This is a genomic window from Kribbella antibiotica, assembly GCF_004349055.1.
GTDB lineage: Bacteria > Actinomycetota > Actinomycetes > Propionibacteriales > Kribbellaceae > Kribbella > Kribbella antibiotica.
In genome coordinates this window covers 46250-62127 of sequence record NZ_SMKX01000024.1, presented here as the reverse complement: position 1 = coordinate 62127, position 15878 = coordinate 46250, and the positions used below count along the sequence as shown (strand labels likewise).

Annotated in this window: 12 protein-coding genes; 1 reads left to right on the top strand and 11 read right to left on the bottom strand. The window is 68.1% G+C overall.

Annotated elements, in window-relative coordinates:
• Positions 1 to 15 precede the first annotated feature (15 nt).
• Entirely contained in the window at positions 16 to 1410 is a 1395-nt protein-coding gene (locus tag E1263_RS11090) for an MFS transporter (RefSeq protein ID WP_238161170.1), read from the top strand.
• 28 nt (positions 1411 to 1438) lie between these two features.
• On the opposite strand, the gene E1263_RS11085 is transcribed toward E1263_RS11090, so the two are convergent.
• Genes E1263_RS11085 through E1263_RS11035 form a run of 11 tightly spaced genes read right to left on the bottom strand, consistent with a single transcriptional unit; the run spans position 1439 to position 15803 of the window.
• Positions 1439 to 2701: a hypothetical protein gene (locus tag E1263_RS11085; protein ID WP_132167147.1), complete on the bottom strand. Its 1263-nt coding sequence runs from the start codon at positions 2699 to 2701 to the stop codon at positions 1439 to 1441.
• A gap of 23 nt (positions 2702 to 2724) precedes the next feature.
• Entirely contained in the window at positions 2725 to 3300 is a 576-nt protein-coding gene (locus E1263_RS11080) for a DUF6891 domain-containing protein (RefSeq protein ID WP_132167146.1), read from the bottom strand.
• 33 nt (positions 3301 to 3333) lie between these two features.
• Positions 3334 to 4602: a hypothetical protein gene (locus tag E1263_RS11075; RefSeq protein WP_132167145.1), complete on the bottom strand. Its 1269-nt coding sequence runs from the start codon at positions 4600 to 4602 to the stop codon at positions 3334 to 3336.
• A 13-nt stretch (positions 4603 to 4615) separates the two neighbouring features.
• On the bottom strand, positions 4616 to 5617 hold the full coding sequence (locus tag E1263_RS11070; protein ID WP_132167144.1) for a CU044_5270 family protein: 1002 nt from the start codon (positions 5615 to 5617) through the stop codon (positions 4616 to 4618).
• Complete coding sequence (locus E1263_RS11065) at positions 5610 to 6215, bottom strand: RNA polymerase sigma factor (protein WP_132167143.1); 606 nt, start codon at positions 6213 to 6215, stop codon at positions 5610 to 5612. The genes E1263_RS11070 and E1263_RS11065 overlap by 8 nt, the downstream gene beginning before the upstream one ends.
• 45 nt (positions 6216 to 6260) lie before the next feature.
• Entirely contained in the window at positions 6261 to 6941 is a 681-nt protein-coding gene (locus E1263_RS11060; protein ID WP_132167142.1) for a sirohydrochlorin chelatase, read from the bottom strand.
• The gene (locus tag E1263_RS11055; protein ID WP_132167141.1) at positions 6938 to 8071 is read right to left on the bottom strand and encodes a uroporphyrinogen-III synthase; all 1134 of its coding nucleotides are present in this window, start codon (positions 8069 to 8071) and stop codon (positions 6938 to 6940) included. Before E1263_RS11055 ends, E1263_RS11060 begins: the two co-directional genes overlap by 4 nt.
• The gene (nirD, locus tag E1263_RS11050) at positions 8061 to 8408 is read right to left on the bottom strand and encodes a nitrite reductase small subunit NirD (RefSeq protein ID WP_132167140.1); all 348 of its coding nucleotides are present in this window, start codon (positions 8406 to 8408) and stop codon (positions 8061 to 8063) included. The genes E1263_RS11055 and nirD overlap by 11 nt, the downstream gene beginning before the upstream one ends.
• The gene (nirB, locus tag E1263_RS11045; protein WP_272949656.1) at positions 8405 to 12358 is read right to left on the bottom strand and encodes a nitrite reductase large subunit NirB; all 3954 of its coding nucleotides are present in this window, start codon (positions 12356 to 12358) and stop codon (positions 8405 to 8407) included. Before nirB ends, nirD begins: the two co-directional genes overlap by 4 nt.
• Positions 12355 to 14442, bottom strand: coding sequence for a molybdopterin oxidoreductase family protein (locus E1263_RS11040; RefSeq protein ID WP_132167139.1), 2088 nt, complete (start codon positions 14440 to 14442; stop codon positions 12355 to 12357). The genes nirB and E1263_RS11040 overlap by 4 nt, the downstream gene beginning before the upstream one ends.
• Positions 14439 to 15803 carry an MFS transporter gene (locus E1263_RS11035; RefSeq protein ID WP_132167138.1) on the bottom strand — a complete coding sequence of 455 codons (1365 nt, stop codon included), beginning with the start codon at positions 15801 to 15803 and terminating at the stop codon, positions 14439 to 14441. The genes E1263_RS11040 and E1263_RS11035 overlap by 4 nt, the downstream gene beginning before the upstream one ends.
• Positions 15804 to 15878: the final 75 nt, after the last annotated feature.

Genomic DNA, 15878 nt, shown 5'->3' with positions numbered 1-15878 from the left:
GCAGAGTGGAATGCCTTGCCACGTAACGACGCAGTGCCGAGCCGCTTAGCGCCGACGACTGGATCTGCCAGCCCGGATGCGCCGCACGCGCGGATCGTCGTCACGGTCGCCTCGCTGGGCTTCTTCCTGATCACGCTGGACATTTCGATCGTGAACGTCGCCCTGTCCCGGATCAGGACCGAGCTCGGCGGCGGAACGACCGGCCAGCAGTGGACGATCGACGGCTACACCCTCTTGTTCGCCGCGCTGTTGCTGTTCGCGGGGAACCTGTCGGATCGGATCGGCGCGAAGAAGGCTCTCGGCGCGGGCATCGTCGGGTTCGGACTGGCCTCGGCCGCCTGTGCGGTCGCGCCCACGATCGACGTACTGGTCGCCGCCCGCTGCGCGCAGGGCGCTGCCGCGGCGATCATGCTGCCGGCATCGATGGCGCTGGTTCGTGAAGCGTTCCCTGACCCACGCCGCCGAGCCAGTGCGCTCGGCGTCTGGGCGGTCGGCGGAGCCGTCGCCGGGCTGGTCGGACAACCTCTCGGCGGGCTGCTCACGACTCTCGACTGGCGGTGGGTCTTCACGATCAACCTGCCCGTCTGCGCCGGCATGGTCGCCTTCCTGATCGCGGTGGCCGCCTCGCCCACCCGACCGTCGCGGTTCGACTGGGCCGGCCAGATCCTCGCCGTGGTTGCCTTGTCCACCCTGGTCTACGGACTCATCGAAGGCGGCCATCGCGGGTTCACCCACCCCACCGTCGTCGCCGCGCTCGCGATCGCCGTGATCACCCTCGCAGCCTTCCTGGCTGTTCAGGCCCGCGGCCGGCACCCGATGATGCCGCTGGAGCTGTTCCGGGCGCGCGGCTTCCGACTGGCCCTGCCCGTCGGGTTCGCCTTCATGGTCGGCAACTACGGCAACGTGTTCGTCGTCAGCCTGTTCCTCCAGCAGCACCTCGGATTGTCGCCGCTGCACGCCGGACTGGCGTTCTTGCCGTCGGCTTTCTTCGCGATCGCCGGGAACCTCGCCAGTGGCCCGATCACCAACCGGTTCGGAGCGCGGGTCCCGGTCGTGGCCGGGTTGCTGTCGATGACCGCCGGACTCCTGGCGCTGCTCCTCACGGCACCGCTGGAGTCGCCGGTCGTGACCGCCCTCTGCGTCGTACCGATCGGCGCCGGCGGCTCGTTGGCCATGCCCTCGATCACCGGAGTCGTCCTCGAAGGCGTCGCGGCCGAGCATGCAGGAACCGCCAGCGCCGTCTTCAACACCTTCCGCCAGATCGGCGGCGCAGTCGCCATCGCCGTCTTCGGCGCCCTGATCGCCAACCCGGACACCTTCCTCACCGGCCTGCGGATCAGCCTCGCCTCGGCTGCGGCCCTGCTGCTACTCGCGGCGATCAACAGCACCCGAATCCAGCCCCGAGCCTGACGGCGCAGGCCTCACCTCACCGACAACCTCAACTCACCGCCAGCAACCCGCCCTGCTGAGCCGCGCAAAGCGTCGTACCAAAAGCCTCGACCCGTACGGCGAACTGCTGCGGATTCTCGACGCGGATCCGGCGGCGGCCCCACGGCGTACCAGGTGATGCGAACACGAAGGTGGACGCGTTGGTGCGGTCGAAGAACGACGGGGTCGTGTAGTCGGCCACCATTAGCTGGGAATCAGGCTCGGGCGGGTCGTCGGCGTCGGGCAGGGCCGGATCGGTTTTCAGGGTTTGGTCGAAGAGTGGTAGGAGCAGCTCGCCGCCCGCGCTCCTCCACCGGTTGACGAGACGACGGAAGGCAGCTTCGCGCCGGAAGGATCGGCCGGCCGCGAGGATGTCGGTGCCGGCCCCGGCGAAGGCCAGGGCGTACTCGTGGACCGGCGTCGTGTGGATGAGGCTGAGGGCCCAACTGCTGCGGACCATGATCATGGCCCACCGCAGCAGCTCGGCAGCCTCACAGGCCGTCCCTTCAAGCAGTCCGCGCTCCGGCTCCCAAACCTTGGCGCGCTGCAACGGAGGCAGTACGGCGTCCGCAGTCCGCCCGGCCTTTGACCGGCTCCACCTGACGTCGCGGTTCGACACCGTGCCGCTCGCGCCCTGCACGACTCCCCGATCACCGAGCCGGAGGAGCGTCGTACCGGCTTGGCAATCGAAGCTGACCCCGCACCGGTCCGACTGCTCGAATCGCAACTGGTCCACGCCCTCGAACTGGATCCGCAGCTCCGCCAGATCCCCGCCGTCAGCCTGGTAGCGCCGACTGGCTGCGATCGTGACCTCACCGACCAGCACACCCTCCGACCGCTGGACACACAGCGTCCTGACTTCCGCGGTGTCGAAGGCGTAGTCCGCTGCGAGCTCCTCGATCGTTTCCGCAGTCAGATCCATCGTGCCGGGAGTCGCGGTGCCTTCGCCGTCGCGAACGGGGCCGTTTGGGTGCTTCATCGGCGGCGGCAGCTCGATCGGGTGACCCGCTGCCACAGCTTGCTCAAGCACCCACGCATGCCGCGTCGCCCCGAAGTCGGCCATCCACCGGACCCCTTGCAGCGCAAGGTTCTCCCGCCGCCCAGCACCACGGGCACAGGCCGCCCCAACGAACGGGAAGGTGTTGTTGTCCCAGACATCCGCGATCCGGTTCACGCGCAACCGGTCGAAGTTCCGAGCATCAGCAGACAGCGCCGCGATCTCTGCCCACGACCGATCGAGCACCCCGGCCCAGGCCTCCAGCATCTCCCCCACGCTTCACCTTATCCGGCGCCGATTCACCGCTCTGGAAGGCGCCGCTGCCAGGTGAGCGGGCCGACCTGGATGCGTTGGGCGGAGCTACCTGACCAGGTGACGGGGAGGTCGTGAGCGCGGAGGCCTGCGACGATTTGGTGGCCGACCTCGACGACGCGCGACTCCCACGTGCTCTCGACGGCGTCGAAAGGTCCGTAGGCGAGGTAGAGAGCGGCGGGGGTGTCGGCCAGGCCCTCGGCGTCCTGCTGGTGGAAGAAGACATAGCCCTTGGACTGCCTGTCAGCTGGGCGTTCGTCGAAGATCTCGGTCGACCCGCACCCCTGGCAGCAGGTGAAGTTCATGCGGGCGACGACACCGGCTGCATCAAGCTCCGCGAAGGCAGCGGCGAAGCGGTCGGCATCGGTGACCTCGACCCAGGTCCGTTGCTTCTGCAGGCGTTGCTCCCAGACTTCGTCGACGAGCTGGGTCACCTGCTCAGCAGTCAGGACGCCGTCGTCCTCGGCGTACTCGATCGCCGCCTCCACGACCTCGTCCCGCCGCTGAAAGCCAGGCACGACCCAGCCCTTGATCTGCTCACGCAACTCCTCGAGTTCCTCCATGCCCGGAAAGCGTAAATGCCCCCACCGACAATCTCAGCCGAGCGCCACCGAACCATCCCGCTGAGCCGCGCCAAGCGTCGTACCGAAAGCCTCGATCCGTACGGCGAAGCGCTCCGGATCGTCGACGCGGATGCGGCGAAGGGTCTGGTGGTCGGGGGCGCCCAGGATGAGGGTGCCGGTGGTTGCTGGGGACGGGTGGTCGGCGCCGGCAAAGCCGTAGTCGAAGGCGGTGGAGAAGTCGGCTAGTAGCAGCTGGGACTGCGGATCTGGTGGGCCGACGGGCTGCGGGAGAGCATCCGGGAAGGCGGTCAGTTCGGTGCTCTTGAGGTGCGGCAGGACGCGAGGACTCGCGGCGGCCAGCCACTTGTCGAGCAGGCGCTGGAAGGCAGCGTCGCGACGGAACGACGTACCGGCTGAGAGCAGGTCGGAGCCGGCTTCCGCGAAGGTGTGGGCCAGTTCATGCGTTGGAAGGGTGTGCAGGCGTTCCAGACTGCCGGCACCGCGGACGACGAGCATCGCGTTCCTCAGCAGGAGTGCGGCGCGCTGTGCTGTGGGCGGCAGCCTTCCGCCTTTCGTGAGGGCCGTGAGGATGCCTTTGGGCCGAGCTTGATAGCGGACGGTCCGCAGCAGGACGACGGGCTCGGCTGGCAGCAGCCAGGTGGTGCCGCCGAGCGAGACCCGGCCGCTGGTGGCATGGATGGTGCCGTGGTCGCCGATGGTCACCTGTAGCTTGCCGTCGTGCCAGTCGAGCCGGATGCCCTGGTTGTCGGACAGGTCGAACTGCAAGGCCTCAACGCTGTCGAACTCCAACCAGAGGGCGTGCTTCACCTCAGACTCGGACCGGCGCTCCAGCTCGACCCATGCAACACACTTGAGCCGGCCCCTCGATCGCTCGACGGTGAACCTCGTGGCCCTCGCGGTCTCCAGGACGAACTCAGCCGCCAGTTCGTCGATCGCCTCCGCCGAGAACAACGCCACGCGCTCAGAGCCGGCACGGTCGGCGTACCGCGGTGCCGGGAGCGCGATGCGATGGCCGGTAGCAGCCGCTTGCTCGACAGCCCAGCGGTAGCGCTCCGACTCCTGCTCGAGCATCCACCGGACGTCGAGCCGAGCCGCCACCTCCCGCCGCACCGCACCGTGCACACAGGTCGTGTGAACGAATGCGTAGCAGCTGTTGTCCCAGATATTGCCGAGTCGGCTGAATGCCGCGCGGTCGAAATTCCGGGTGTCGGCGGAGATCTCCTCGATCTGCTCCAGGGAGCGATCGAGGAGGTCGGCCCACGCGTTCAGTGTTTTGCCCACAGGGGATTGTTGCTCAGTACGGGGCCTTCGCTACTGAGGTGGTGAAGGAGCTGTAGGAGAGGACTCGGCCTTTGGTGGGGCCGTTGGTTCCTACTTGGCGGGAGCCTAGGTAGGCGCCCGTCTTGGGGTCGATGACGATCTCTTCGCGGTTGGTGCCGTCGTCGCTGGAGTAGGCGATCCCTACTTTGCCGTCGAGGTTGGCGGCTCGGTCGGTGATTTTGAGGTGCTTGAGGTTCGTCAGGGCTCGGTAGAGGGTGGCTCGGGTTTCGGCGGGGAGGAGGCCGGTGCGGAGGGCGTCCTGGGCGTAGACGAGGAGTTCGGTTTCGCCTCGGCCGTTGCGGGGGGCGTCTTTCTTGAGCTGCTTGTAGAGGGCCTTGGGGTCTTTGGGGAGGGTGTTGAGCCAGGTGGCGCTTGGGTCGGCCCAGCTGCCGGTGGTGCTGCAGTAGCCGCCGTCATTGTGGAAGTTGCCGCAGGCGGCGGAGGACTTGGTGGTACTGCGGTCGAAGGTGACGCCGTATTTGCGGGCCTCGGCGTCGGAGCCTTGGAGCCACTTGTGGTCGCCGGTGCGGGTTTCGCGCTGGTACCAGGTGTCGCGGACGTTCGAGGGCACCCAGAGCTCGATGCGGGTCTCCTCGAGGAAGGTGAGGCCGCCGCCGGGGGTTTCGGCGAAGTTCTCGTTCCAGACGCGCAGTCCGAGGTAGCGGAACTGGCCGGCCGGTACGACGGGGTCGGAGGCGCCGGTGATGTGCTGGGCGGCGCCGTTGAGCTCGGACTTGGCTTCGGCCGAGCCGCCGGTCAGCGTGGTGCTGTAGAGGGAGCCGCCGGCAACGATGGCCAGTGCTGCGGCCGCTGCGACCATCCAGCGCCGGGTACGGCGTACTGGTGCGGCCGGCTGCGTGACGAGGTCGAGGAAGGCGGCGCGGGTCTGCTCGATGCGGGCCGGGTCGGTCGCCACGTCGGAGTGCAGGGCCGAGAGGGCACGGTCTAGGTCGTCGGTGGGGTGTAGGTCAGTCATGGTCGTGCGCCTCCTCGGAGGTGGTCAGAGTGCGGAGCTGGCGGCGTACTCGGTGCAGGCGAGAGCGGACTGTGCCGACGGGAATGCCGAGCGCGTCGGCGACCTCCACCGTGGTCAGTCCGGCCCAGGACGTAAGCAGGAGTACGTCGCGGTCACCGTCAGACAAGTCGGCGATCGCAGGGGCGATGCGGCGGGCTAGCTTCTGTGCGTCTACCTGTTCGGCGACGCGGCCGTCGTGGGCCGCCAGGTTGTCGTCCTCCCGGCGTCCTGCGCGGGCTGTGGCGTGGAGACCTCGAACCTCGGACCGGACGTGCCGCCGGGCCAGATTGGTTGCTATGCCGTAAAGCCAGGCCTTGGCCGCGGCCAGAGCCGGATCGTAGGTCTCACGCTGCCTGAATGCCGCCAGAAAGGTCTCACTGACGAGGTCGTGGGCCTGCTCGGCACCGACCCGCCGCGCCAGGTACCTATGCATCGGTACGGCGTGCAGGTCGAACAGCCGGGCGAATTCCTCAGCCACCGCCGGTCCCGCCAGCAGAGGGCGGTCTTCCGGCGGCGGGTGGTCTTCGGCCACGGAATCGGTCGTATCAGTCACTGTCATACCCCTGATTGCCCGGTAGCCCCCCCGGACGTTCACGACCGCAGACTAGACCGGCAGGGGTACACCTTGGAGGGCTGCGTCGTACCGGGCGAGTGCCAACCGCGCGAGCCGCGGGTCGGCGCCTAGGGGTGCGCTGACTCGGTGCGGGCCGGCGGATTGATGCATGCGGTCTGAGAAGTAGCCGGGGGCTAGGAGGTAGTTGGCTACGGTTAGGCGGCCACGAGTGGTGGCTAGGACGGCGGGGAGGCGGCGGCCGCGGCCGGCTAGGTACGCGACGGTTACTGGTCGGTGGATGCGGGCGCGTAGGTACGCCGCCATGCGCTCGCAGTCCTCTTGCGCCTGCGGGTCGCGGGAGCCGGCGGCAGCCAGTACGACGTGGTCTGTGCGGGAGAGGTCGCCGAGTCGGTCTACCAGGATGTCGGCGATGAGCGGGTGTGGGCCTAGGGCACGTGCTGCGGTGAGGCCGGGGTGGCGCTCGACCTGTCCGGCGATGTCGACTCGCATGTGATAGCCGGTGGACAGAAGCAGGGGCACTAGCACTGCGTCGGAGGTGTCGGTGAGGACGCGGTTCACCAGGCCGGGAAGGGCCGGTTCGATGACGTCGACGAAGCCGAGGGACATCGGGAGGTCGGGGCGCAGTCGCGCCATCTGGCGGACGAGGTCGTGGACTACGCGGATACCCCGAGGATCCGCAGTCCCGTGTGCTGCTGCGATGAGGTCTGTCATGACGGCACCGCCGCTGCCTCGACGGCCAGTCGGTAGCCGCGACGGACTACCGTGCGGACCAGCTCCGGACGACCCACTGCGGTGCGCAGTCTGTTCACTGTGACCTCCACGGCGTGCACGTCTTCAGCACCAGGCAGTACGGCGAGCAGGTCCGGCCGCGAGACCACATCACCACCAGCCGCCACCAGCGCAGCCAGTACGGCGCGAGGTCCCGGCCCGAGCGGCAGTACGACGCCATCCAGGACTGCTGCGCCGCCGCGGATCACCAACTGACCGAACTCCGTCTCGATGGAACGAGCGTTGTCATCAGTGAGCCGGTCGGTGACGATGCGGATCAGAGCGCCCAGGCGGAAGCGGTCCGGAACCAATGGCTCCAGTCCGAGGTTGAGAAACGGCGCTGCGGTGATAGGGCCAACGCAGGCGTTCAGCACCCGACCAGTTCGCAGTGCCGTGACCAGAGCGTCGTACTGGCCGTTCAACGCGGCCGCATCCAGCAGGGCCTGCGCACCTGGCGCTGACGTGTGCACGATCGCGTCGACTGCACCGGTGCAGACCTGCCCGATCGTTCGCTCGACGGCCACCGGATCTGGCGCCGGACCCCAGCGGTAGACCTCAAGGCCGCGCACCGACGCTCCAACGCTCCGCAGCGCGTCCATCAGCGACGGGTCTGACAACCCATGCAGCTGTACGACGATCTTTCGCCCGCTGACGCCCTGTGCTCGCAGCCACTCGATGACCTCGATCGTCGTCTCGGACCGCGCCGACCAGTGCTCCACCAACCCAGCAGCCCGGATCGCGCCCCGCGCCTTCGGACCGCGCGCCAGAATCCGCGCCTGTTCCAATGTCACCAGTAGATCCGCAGCGAGGCCGGCAGTGTCCGCAGCCTCGATCCAGCCGCGGAAACCGACCGCAGTGGTCACCACGACGTCGTCCGGCGGGTTGGCGATCACCCGCCGGGTCGCCTCGATCAATGCGTGGTCGTCGGCGACTGGTGTGATCTGCAGGGTTGGTGCGTGCAGCACCTTCGCGCCCCGGCGTTCGAACGACGCGATCAGGTCGTCCGCCCGCCGGTGCGCGGTCACTGCGATCGTGCAGCCGCTGAGCGGACCTGGCCTGGTGTTAGCCGTCACCGTTCTCCCCCACCCGAACCATCCCGTCGACGATCGCGACCGGGTAGACCGGCAGCGACACTGCCGGGTCGTCCAGACACTCGCCGGTACGCAGATCGAAGACCTGCTTGAACATCGGCGACGCCACCGTCGGTACGTCGCCCCTGCTGCCGACGATCCCTCGCGACATCACGTTGGCCCCGCTGTACGGGTCTTGGTTGCCGATGGCGAACACCGTCCCGTCGTGCAGCCGGAACAGCGCGATCTGCACGTCCCCGACCAGTGCGGCGACACCCCGGTCCGGCATCAGTACGTCGTACCGGCACAGCACCGTGGACTCCAAAGCCGTGACACTCATCGTCGTCCTCGCTTCGCTGCGGGCGCCAATGAGGTAGACGCTCTGCTTTCTGTGAACTCGCTTCGCTCCTTCACGGGTCGTACCTCCAATCGGGGACCGGCGAGCAGCACCGGCTCCAGTTGTCCGCGCTCGGCCGGTGTGGCCGGGCGGGGCTGGTTGCGCTCGACCACGTAGCGCAGGTCGGCGTCCGGCTGATCCGGTGCGTTCACGAACGACACGAACCGAGCCAGCTTCGCCGGGTCGTTCAGCGTCGCCCGCCACTCGTCGACGTACGCATCGACGTGTTCAGCCATCGCTGCGTCCAGATCGGCGCCGATACCGAGGCTGTCGTTCAGTACGACGTCCCGCACGTGGTCGAGGCCGCCTTCAATCTCCCGCACCCACACCGAGGTCCGCTGCAACCGGTCGCCGGTCCGGACGTAGTACATGAGGAAGCGGTCGATCGCCTGTACCAGCTCGGCTTCTGAGAGGTCAGATGCGAGCAGTTCAGCGTGCCGGGGCGTCATACCGCCGTTGCCGCCGACGTAGAGGTTCCAGCCCTTCTCTGTCGCGATGATGCCGACGTCCTTGCCACGTGCCTCGGCACACTCCCGTGCGCAGCCGGATACCCCGAGCTTGAGCTTGTGCGGCGACCGCAGGCCGCGGTAGCGCAGCTCCAGCGCAATGGCCATCCCTACCGAGTCCTGAACGCCGTACCGGCACCAGGTGGACCCGACGCACGACTTCACCGTGCGCAGCGCCTTTCCGTATGCATGGCCGGACTCGAAGCCCGCATCGACGAGCCGCTTCCAGATAGCCGGCAGCTGCTCGATCCGTGCACCGAACAGGTCGACGCGCTGCCCACCGGTGATCTTGGTGTACAGACCGAAGTCCCGTGCCACCTCACCGATCGTGATGAGTCCCTCTGGCGTGATCTCACCACCAGGGATGCGTGGGACGACGGAGTACGTGCCGTCCTTCTGCATGTTCGCCATGACGTGGTCGTTGGTGTCCTGCAGCGGAGCGCGGTCCTGGTCGAGCACATGCCCAGCCGGGTCCACACTGGCGAGGATGGAGGCCACTACCGGCTTGCAGATGTCACAGCCGCGCCCAGAGCCGTGGCGCTCGACAATCTCGCTGAAGGTGCGCAGTCCGGTCACCCGCACCACGTCGAACAGCTCAGCGCGTGACAGCGCGAAGTGCTCGCACAGGGCCTTGCTGACCTCGACACCGGCCTTGGCCAGCTCGCTGTTCACCAGCGTCTTCACAATCGGCAGACACGAGCCACAGCTGGTGCCAGCCTTCGTACGGCCGCACACCGACTTCACATCACCGCAGCCCTCGTCCCGGACCGCGCACCGGATCGTCCCGGCCGACACGTTGTTGCAGGAGCAGACCGGTGCGTCATCCGGCAGCTCCAACTGAGCCGGTACGGCGCCCTCCGGCAGCAGGAAGCCAGCCGGATCAGCACCGAGTTCGCGTCCGACCATGGGCCGCAGCCCCGAGTAGGCCGAGGCATCACCGACCAGGATGCCGCCGAGCAGCGTGCGCGCGTCATCCGACAGCACGAGCTTCTTGTAGACGCCGGCCACCGGGTCGGCGTACACGATGTCCAGTGCGCCCTCAGTGGTGCCGAACGCGTCCCCGAAGCTCGCTACATCGACCCCGAGCAGCTTCAGCTTGGTAGAGGTGTCCGCGCCAGGGAACGTCGCCGAGCCGCCCAGCAGGCGATCCGCGACGATCTCGGCCATCGTGTTGCCCGGGGCAACCAAACCCCAGACCCGGCCCTCGATACAGGCGACCTCACCGATCGCCCAGACACCAGGCACCGACGTCCGGCAGGCGTCGTCGACCACGACACCGCCGCGCTCACCGATCTCCAGACCCGCGGCCCGGGCCAGCTCGTCCCGCGGCCGCACACCGGTCGCGAACACGACCACGTCGGCCGGCAGGTCCGGCCCGTCGGCCACAGCCATCGCCCGCGCTGCGCCTTGCGTGGTGAGCTTCACCCGGGTCGTCGCCGTCGACGTCATGATCTCAACGTCCAGACCGCGGATCAGCCGCGCGAGTGCCGAGCCACCGCCTTCGTCGACCTGCAAAGGCATCAGCCGCGGCGCGAACTCCACCACTGTCGTGGCTGCACCGAGCGCTCGCAGTGCACCGGCGGCCTCCAGCCCGAGCAGACCGCCACCAACAACGACCCCACTGACCTGGTCGCGTTCAGTCTTCAGACGCTCGACGTAGACGCGTAGCGCGGCCACATCGTCGATGGTCCGGTACACGAAACAGCCCTGGGCATCGCTGTTCTTCACCGGCGGCACGAACGCCGAAGAGCCAGTCGCCAGCACCAGCTCGTCGTACTCCAGCACCTCACCGCGTGCGGTGCTCACAGTCTTCGCAGTGACGTCGATAGCAGTCACCTGCACGCCCTTGCGCAGCACTACCGCTGGGTCGTCCCACAGTGCCGGGTCGCCCAGTGCGAGGTCCTGGGGGTCGCGTCCGGAGAAGTAGCTGGTCAGTGCGACCCGGTCGTACGGAAGGCGTGGCTCCTCGGCCAGCACGGTGATGCGCCACTGAATGTCGGTGTCACGCGCCCGCAGCGCCTCCACCAACCGGTGCGCGACCATGCCGCCGCCCACCACTACAACGTGCCGGGCATTGCTCAGCTCTGTCATCGTCGCCCTCCTGGCCGGAACTGGTTCGGTCTCGCCACGGCGGAACCGGTCAAGCAGGTCACCGACGGCACCGGTGCAACTGCCGCACCCGGTGGTCGCCCGTGTGGTGGCGGCGATGCCGGCGACACTGTCGGCACCTCCACGCCAGGCCGCTTCGATCGCGACCCTCGTCACTCCGTTACAGCGACAAACAGCAACGGCCTTCTGCGCCGGTACGGCGGTCTCTGTGAGCAGCCCATCCGCCACAACCGGCGTACCGCGGTCAGCCAGCAGCACCAGCTCCGCTGCGACCTCAGGAGCTCCCACCGCAACGGCAGAGCGCACCACACCATCCCGCAGTACGGCGCGCACCCACCGGCTGTCGTCCTCGAGCCGCACCTCGGCACCGAGCTCTGACTGATCTCCCAACACCAGTACGTCGAGCGCTCCGGCCGTCAGCCGAATCACCTCAGGCCCCAGCGGAGCCGACGTACCGGTCAGGTGTGCGGCCAGCGTCTCAGCGTGCGACCAGGCCGAGCCCGCGGTTCCCGTGACCACGCCGTCGATCTCCGCGCAGTCCCCGATGGCGTGGACCCGCGCATCATCCGGACTGGTCAGCGTCTCGTCGACAACGATCCCGGTCCGGACCGTGAGGCCAGTGGCCAACTCAGTCCGCGGTTTCACTCCACACGTGACCACCAGCAGGTCACCGAAGACCGTGCGTCCGTTGGCCAATTGCAGCGCCCGGAATGCGCCAGGAGTGTCGATAACCTCAGCGTTGAGGAGCACCTCGACACCCGCTTGCCGGACCGCGCGCAGCACGCGTCGCCCGGCCGAACGCGGAATCAGCTTGTCCAGCAGCGTTTCCCCGTCGTGCACCAGCGTCACTGCGACGCCGCGGCTCCGCAGCGCACAGGCGGTCTCCACACCAAGCACGCCACCGCCGAGCACCACTACCCGCCGCACCCGGTCGACTGCATCGACCAGCGCCTGGGAGTCTGCCGCAGTGCGGAGCACCTGCACCCCGGCCGCGGGCGAGACCGGCAGCACTGGCTCAGCTCCCGTGGCGAAGACCAGGTGGTCGTATGCGTGCGCGACACCGGTCGAGTCCGTCACGACCCGACGCAGCCGGTCCACTGCAACCGCGGTCGCCACTGGCTCGGCACCGAACGACAGGGCGGCCCGGCCGGCGACGTACTCGGTCAGCCGGCTGCGGTTGTACGACACCTCGTCGCCGAGCACAGTCACGTCGTACGACGGAAGTAGCGCTGCCAAGCGGCGTCCGGCCATGCCACCACCGATGATTACTACCTTCACGCGGACACCCCCGTCACCGGGAGCGCCGCAGCGCTCAGTGAGACCGCACAGGCCTTGAACTCCGGCATCCGCGATACCGGATCGAGCACGTCGTTCGTCAGCTCGTTCACAGCACCCGCACCGCCGTAGTGGAACGGTACGAAGACCGTGTCCGGCCGTACGTCGGTTGTCACGCGGGCCGTAAGCACCATGGAGCCACGGGCCGTCTGCAGCCGTACGGGCCGACCGTCCGCGATCCCCAACTGCGCAGCGACGCGCGGGTGGATCTCTGCGAACACCTCCGGCTCGGCCTCAGCCAGCTCCGGCACTCGCCGTGTCTGCGCACCACTCTGGTAGTGCTGCAGGAGCCGCCCAGTCACCAAGTACATCGGCGCAGCGCCGTTCAGATCGTCAGCCACGGGACGGTGGTCGACCGCGACCACATGCGCGCGGCCGTCCGGCGTACCGAAGCGGTCGGCAAACAGTCGCGGGGTTCCCGGGTGATCCACAGCAGGCACTGGCCAGAACAACTCTTCACGATCCAGCCGGTCCCAGGTGATCCCGGAATAGTCCGCCTTACCACCTGCGCTGGCCAGCCGCAGCTCCTCGAACACCTCCTCCGGATCGGTCGGGAAGGCCGCCGTGCAGCCGAGGCGTTCGGCGAGACCGGCGAACACGTGCAGGTCGCTGCGCACCTCACCAGGTGGTGCAACAGCGGCCTTACGCCGCAGCACTCGGCCTTCGAGGGACGTCATCGTCCCGTCCTCTTCAGCCCACTGCGTGACCGGGAAGACCACATCGGCGATCAATGCGGTCTCAGATGGTACGACGTCTGCTACGACCAGCAAGTCCAACGCAGCAAGGCGTTCCCGGACCGATGCGAGATTCGGAGCGGACACCAGCAAGTTGCTTCCGTGAACCAGCATCGCGCGCGGGCCACCCGCCGTACCGAGGGAGTTGATCAGCTCAACCGCGCTCTTACCCGGTCCGGGCAAGTCAGCCGGGTCCACACCCCACACCGCGGCCACGTGGGCGCGTGCGGCCGGGTCGGCGATGCTGCGGTAGCCGGGCAGCTGGTCGGCCTTCTGACCGTGCTCTCGACCGCCCTGCCCGTTTCCCTGGCCGGTGATGCAGCCGTAGCCGCTCCCGAGCCGACCTGGCAGCCCAAGCGCCAGTGCGAGGTTGATGCAAGCGGTCACAGTGTCAGTGCCCTTGCTGTGCTGCTCTGCGCCGCGGCCGGTCAGGATGAACGCTCCGGCACCACCGTGGACCGGAGCGGCCGCGGCCAGTACCCGCGCAGCCTGCCTGATCGTTGCAGCGGGCACACCAGTCACTCGCTCGGCCCGCTCTGGCCACCAAGCTGAGGTCGAGCGGTAGAGCGCATCCGCGTCGTCCACCCGCTCTGCCAGATACTCCGTGTCCGCAAGACCCTCCTGCAGGACAACGTGAGTTAAAGCCAGCACAAGCGCCAGATCCGTACCAGGAGTCGCCTGCAGGTGCAGTGCGCCATCCAGAGCAGCCGTGGCCGACCGGCGCGGATCCACGACCAGCACCTGGGCACGCTGCAAGTGGGAGACAGCCGGCGGCATTGTGTCGGCGATGTTGCTTCCCACGAGCAGTACGGCGTCCGCACCCTCCAGATCCGCCAGCGGGAACGGCAGACCGCGGTCGATGCCGAAGGCCCGATTCGTTGCCGCGGCGGCGGACGACATACAGAACCTGCCGTTGTAGTCGACGTTGGCCGTCCGCAGCGCGACTCTGGCGAACTTGCCAAGCGCATAGGCCTTCTCGTTCGTCAGACCGCCGCCACCGAACACCGAAACCACGTCCGGGCCATGTGCGGCCTGCAACTCGAGGATGCGCTCGGCAACAAAGTCCAGAGCCTCATCCCAGCTGACCGGGACCAGGTCGCCCTGGGAATCACGCATCAACGGTGTGGTGAGCCGGTCCGGCACGGTCAGCACCTCGGCCGCCGTCCAGCCCTTCCGGCACAGTCCACCCGTACCGCGCGGCCGCACCTCCACCGCACCCGGCCGAGCGACCGGATGCAAGGTGGTGGCGCACTGCAGCGCGCAGTACGGACAGTGCGTAGGGACTGCGGTCACACGCGCTCCTGGCTGAGCGGGCCACCCTTGCGCAGGTAGCAGAAGTACGTGACCGCGAGGCAGACCACATAGAACCCGCAGAACACGTAGAGCGCCGGGATCAGCGAGCCGAAGTTGCTGGTCGACATCGCGAAGCCACGCGGGACCAGGAAGCCGCCGTACGCGCCGATGGCCGAAGCGATGCCGATGCAGGCCGCCGCCTCGCGCCGAGCACGACCCGGGTCACCAGGCGTGGTCAGCCGGAAGACCGCCGGGATCATCCGGTACGTCGATCCGTTCGCGGCGCCGCTGGCGACGAAGAGGAACAGGAAGCTGGCCATGAAGCCCGCGAAGCTGCCGGCTTTCAGTGCGGCGATCGCGGCCAGGATGCCCAGCCCCATCACCACGAACGCGCAGACCGTCACCCGGGCACCCCCGAGCTTGTCGGCCAGCTTGCCGCCGAACGGTCGCGAGACCGAGCCGACCAGCGCGCCGAGGAAGGCGATGTGCGCCACCGTGATCTCTGGGAACGTCGTCTTGATCAGCAGCGGGAACGCCGCCGAGAAGCCGATGAACGAGCCGAAGGTCCCGATGTAGAGGAACGAGATGATCCAGGTGTGCGGACGCTTGGCCGCAGTGATCGACGCCCGGAAGGAAGAGGTCGCGACGGAGAGGTTCGCCATCACGCGCCAGGCGACGACGGCGGCCAGCAGGATGAACGGCAGCCAGAGCAGGCCGGCCCGGTTCAGCGTCAGGCCGGCGCCGATCGTGATGACGACCGGGACGAGCAGCTGAACAACCGCGACCCCGAGGTTCCCGCCGGCCGCGTTGATGCCGAGCGCGAAGCCCTTCTCCTTCTCGGGGTAGAAGAACGAGATGTTGGTCATACTGCTGGCGAAGTTGCCGCCGCCGACGCCCGCGGTCGCTGCGACCAGCGCCATCAGCCAGAACGGCGTGTCCGGCCGAGCGATGAAGAACGCCAGCCCGCCGGTCGGGATCAGCAGCAGCAGCGCCGAAACAATCGTCCAGTTACGCCCACCGAAACGCGGTACGGCGAAGGTGTACGGCAACCGCAGCGTCGCGCCGACCAGGCTCGGCAGCGCTACCAGCCAGAACAACTGGTCGGTGGTGTAGGCGAAGCCCGCCTTCGGCATCGACACCACGACGATGCTCCACAGCTGCCAGACCGAGAAGCCGAGGAACTCCGCGAAGATCGACGGCCACAGGTTGCGCCGCGCGACCGCACGCCCCTTGGACTCCCAGAACGTCGCGTCCTCGGGGTCCCACTCGTCGATCCAGCGCCCACGCCGCGGCGCTTCGACCGTACCGACCGCACCGGTCCCGTCGCCTGTGGCGACCCCCGGTCCTGCCTCGAGCGTCATCGTGCGTCTCCGTTCATCCGACCTCACTGATTAGGCCAGGACGCTATGACCGGGGTGTTTCCACGTGGTCATCTC

What these genes read in the sequence shown, in the direction of transcription:
- E1263_RS11080 (WP_132167146.1), bottom strand. Translation starts at nt 3,300, where the DNA reads ATGGAGGAACTCGAGGAGTTGCGTGAGCAGATCAAGGGCTGGGTCGTG.
- E1263_RS11070 (WP_132167144.1), bottom strand. Translation starts at nt 5,617, where the DNA reads ATGACTGACCTACACCCCACCGACGACCTAGACCGTGCCCTCTCGGCC.
- E1263_RS11065 (WP_132167143.1), bottom strand. Translation starts at nt 6,215, where the DNA reads ATGACAGTGACTGATACGACCGATTCCGTGGCCGAAGACCACCCGCCG.
- E1263_RS11060 (WP_132167142.1), bottom strand. Translation starts at nt 6,941, where the DNA reads ATGACAGACCTCATCGCAGCAGCACACGGGACTGCGGATCCTCGGGGT.
- nirD (WP_132167140.1), bottom strand. Translation starts at nt 8,408, where the DNA reads ATGAGTGTCACGGCTTTGGAGTCCACGGTGCTGTGCCGGTACGACGTA.
- E1263_RS11035 (WP_132167138.1), bottom strand. Translation starts at nt 15,803, where the DNA reads ATGACGCTCGAGGCAGGACCGGGGGTCGCCACAGGCGACGGGACCGGT.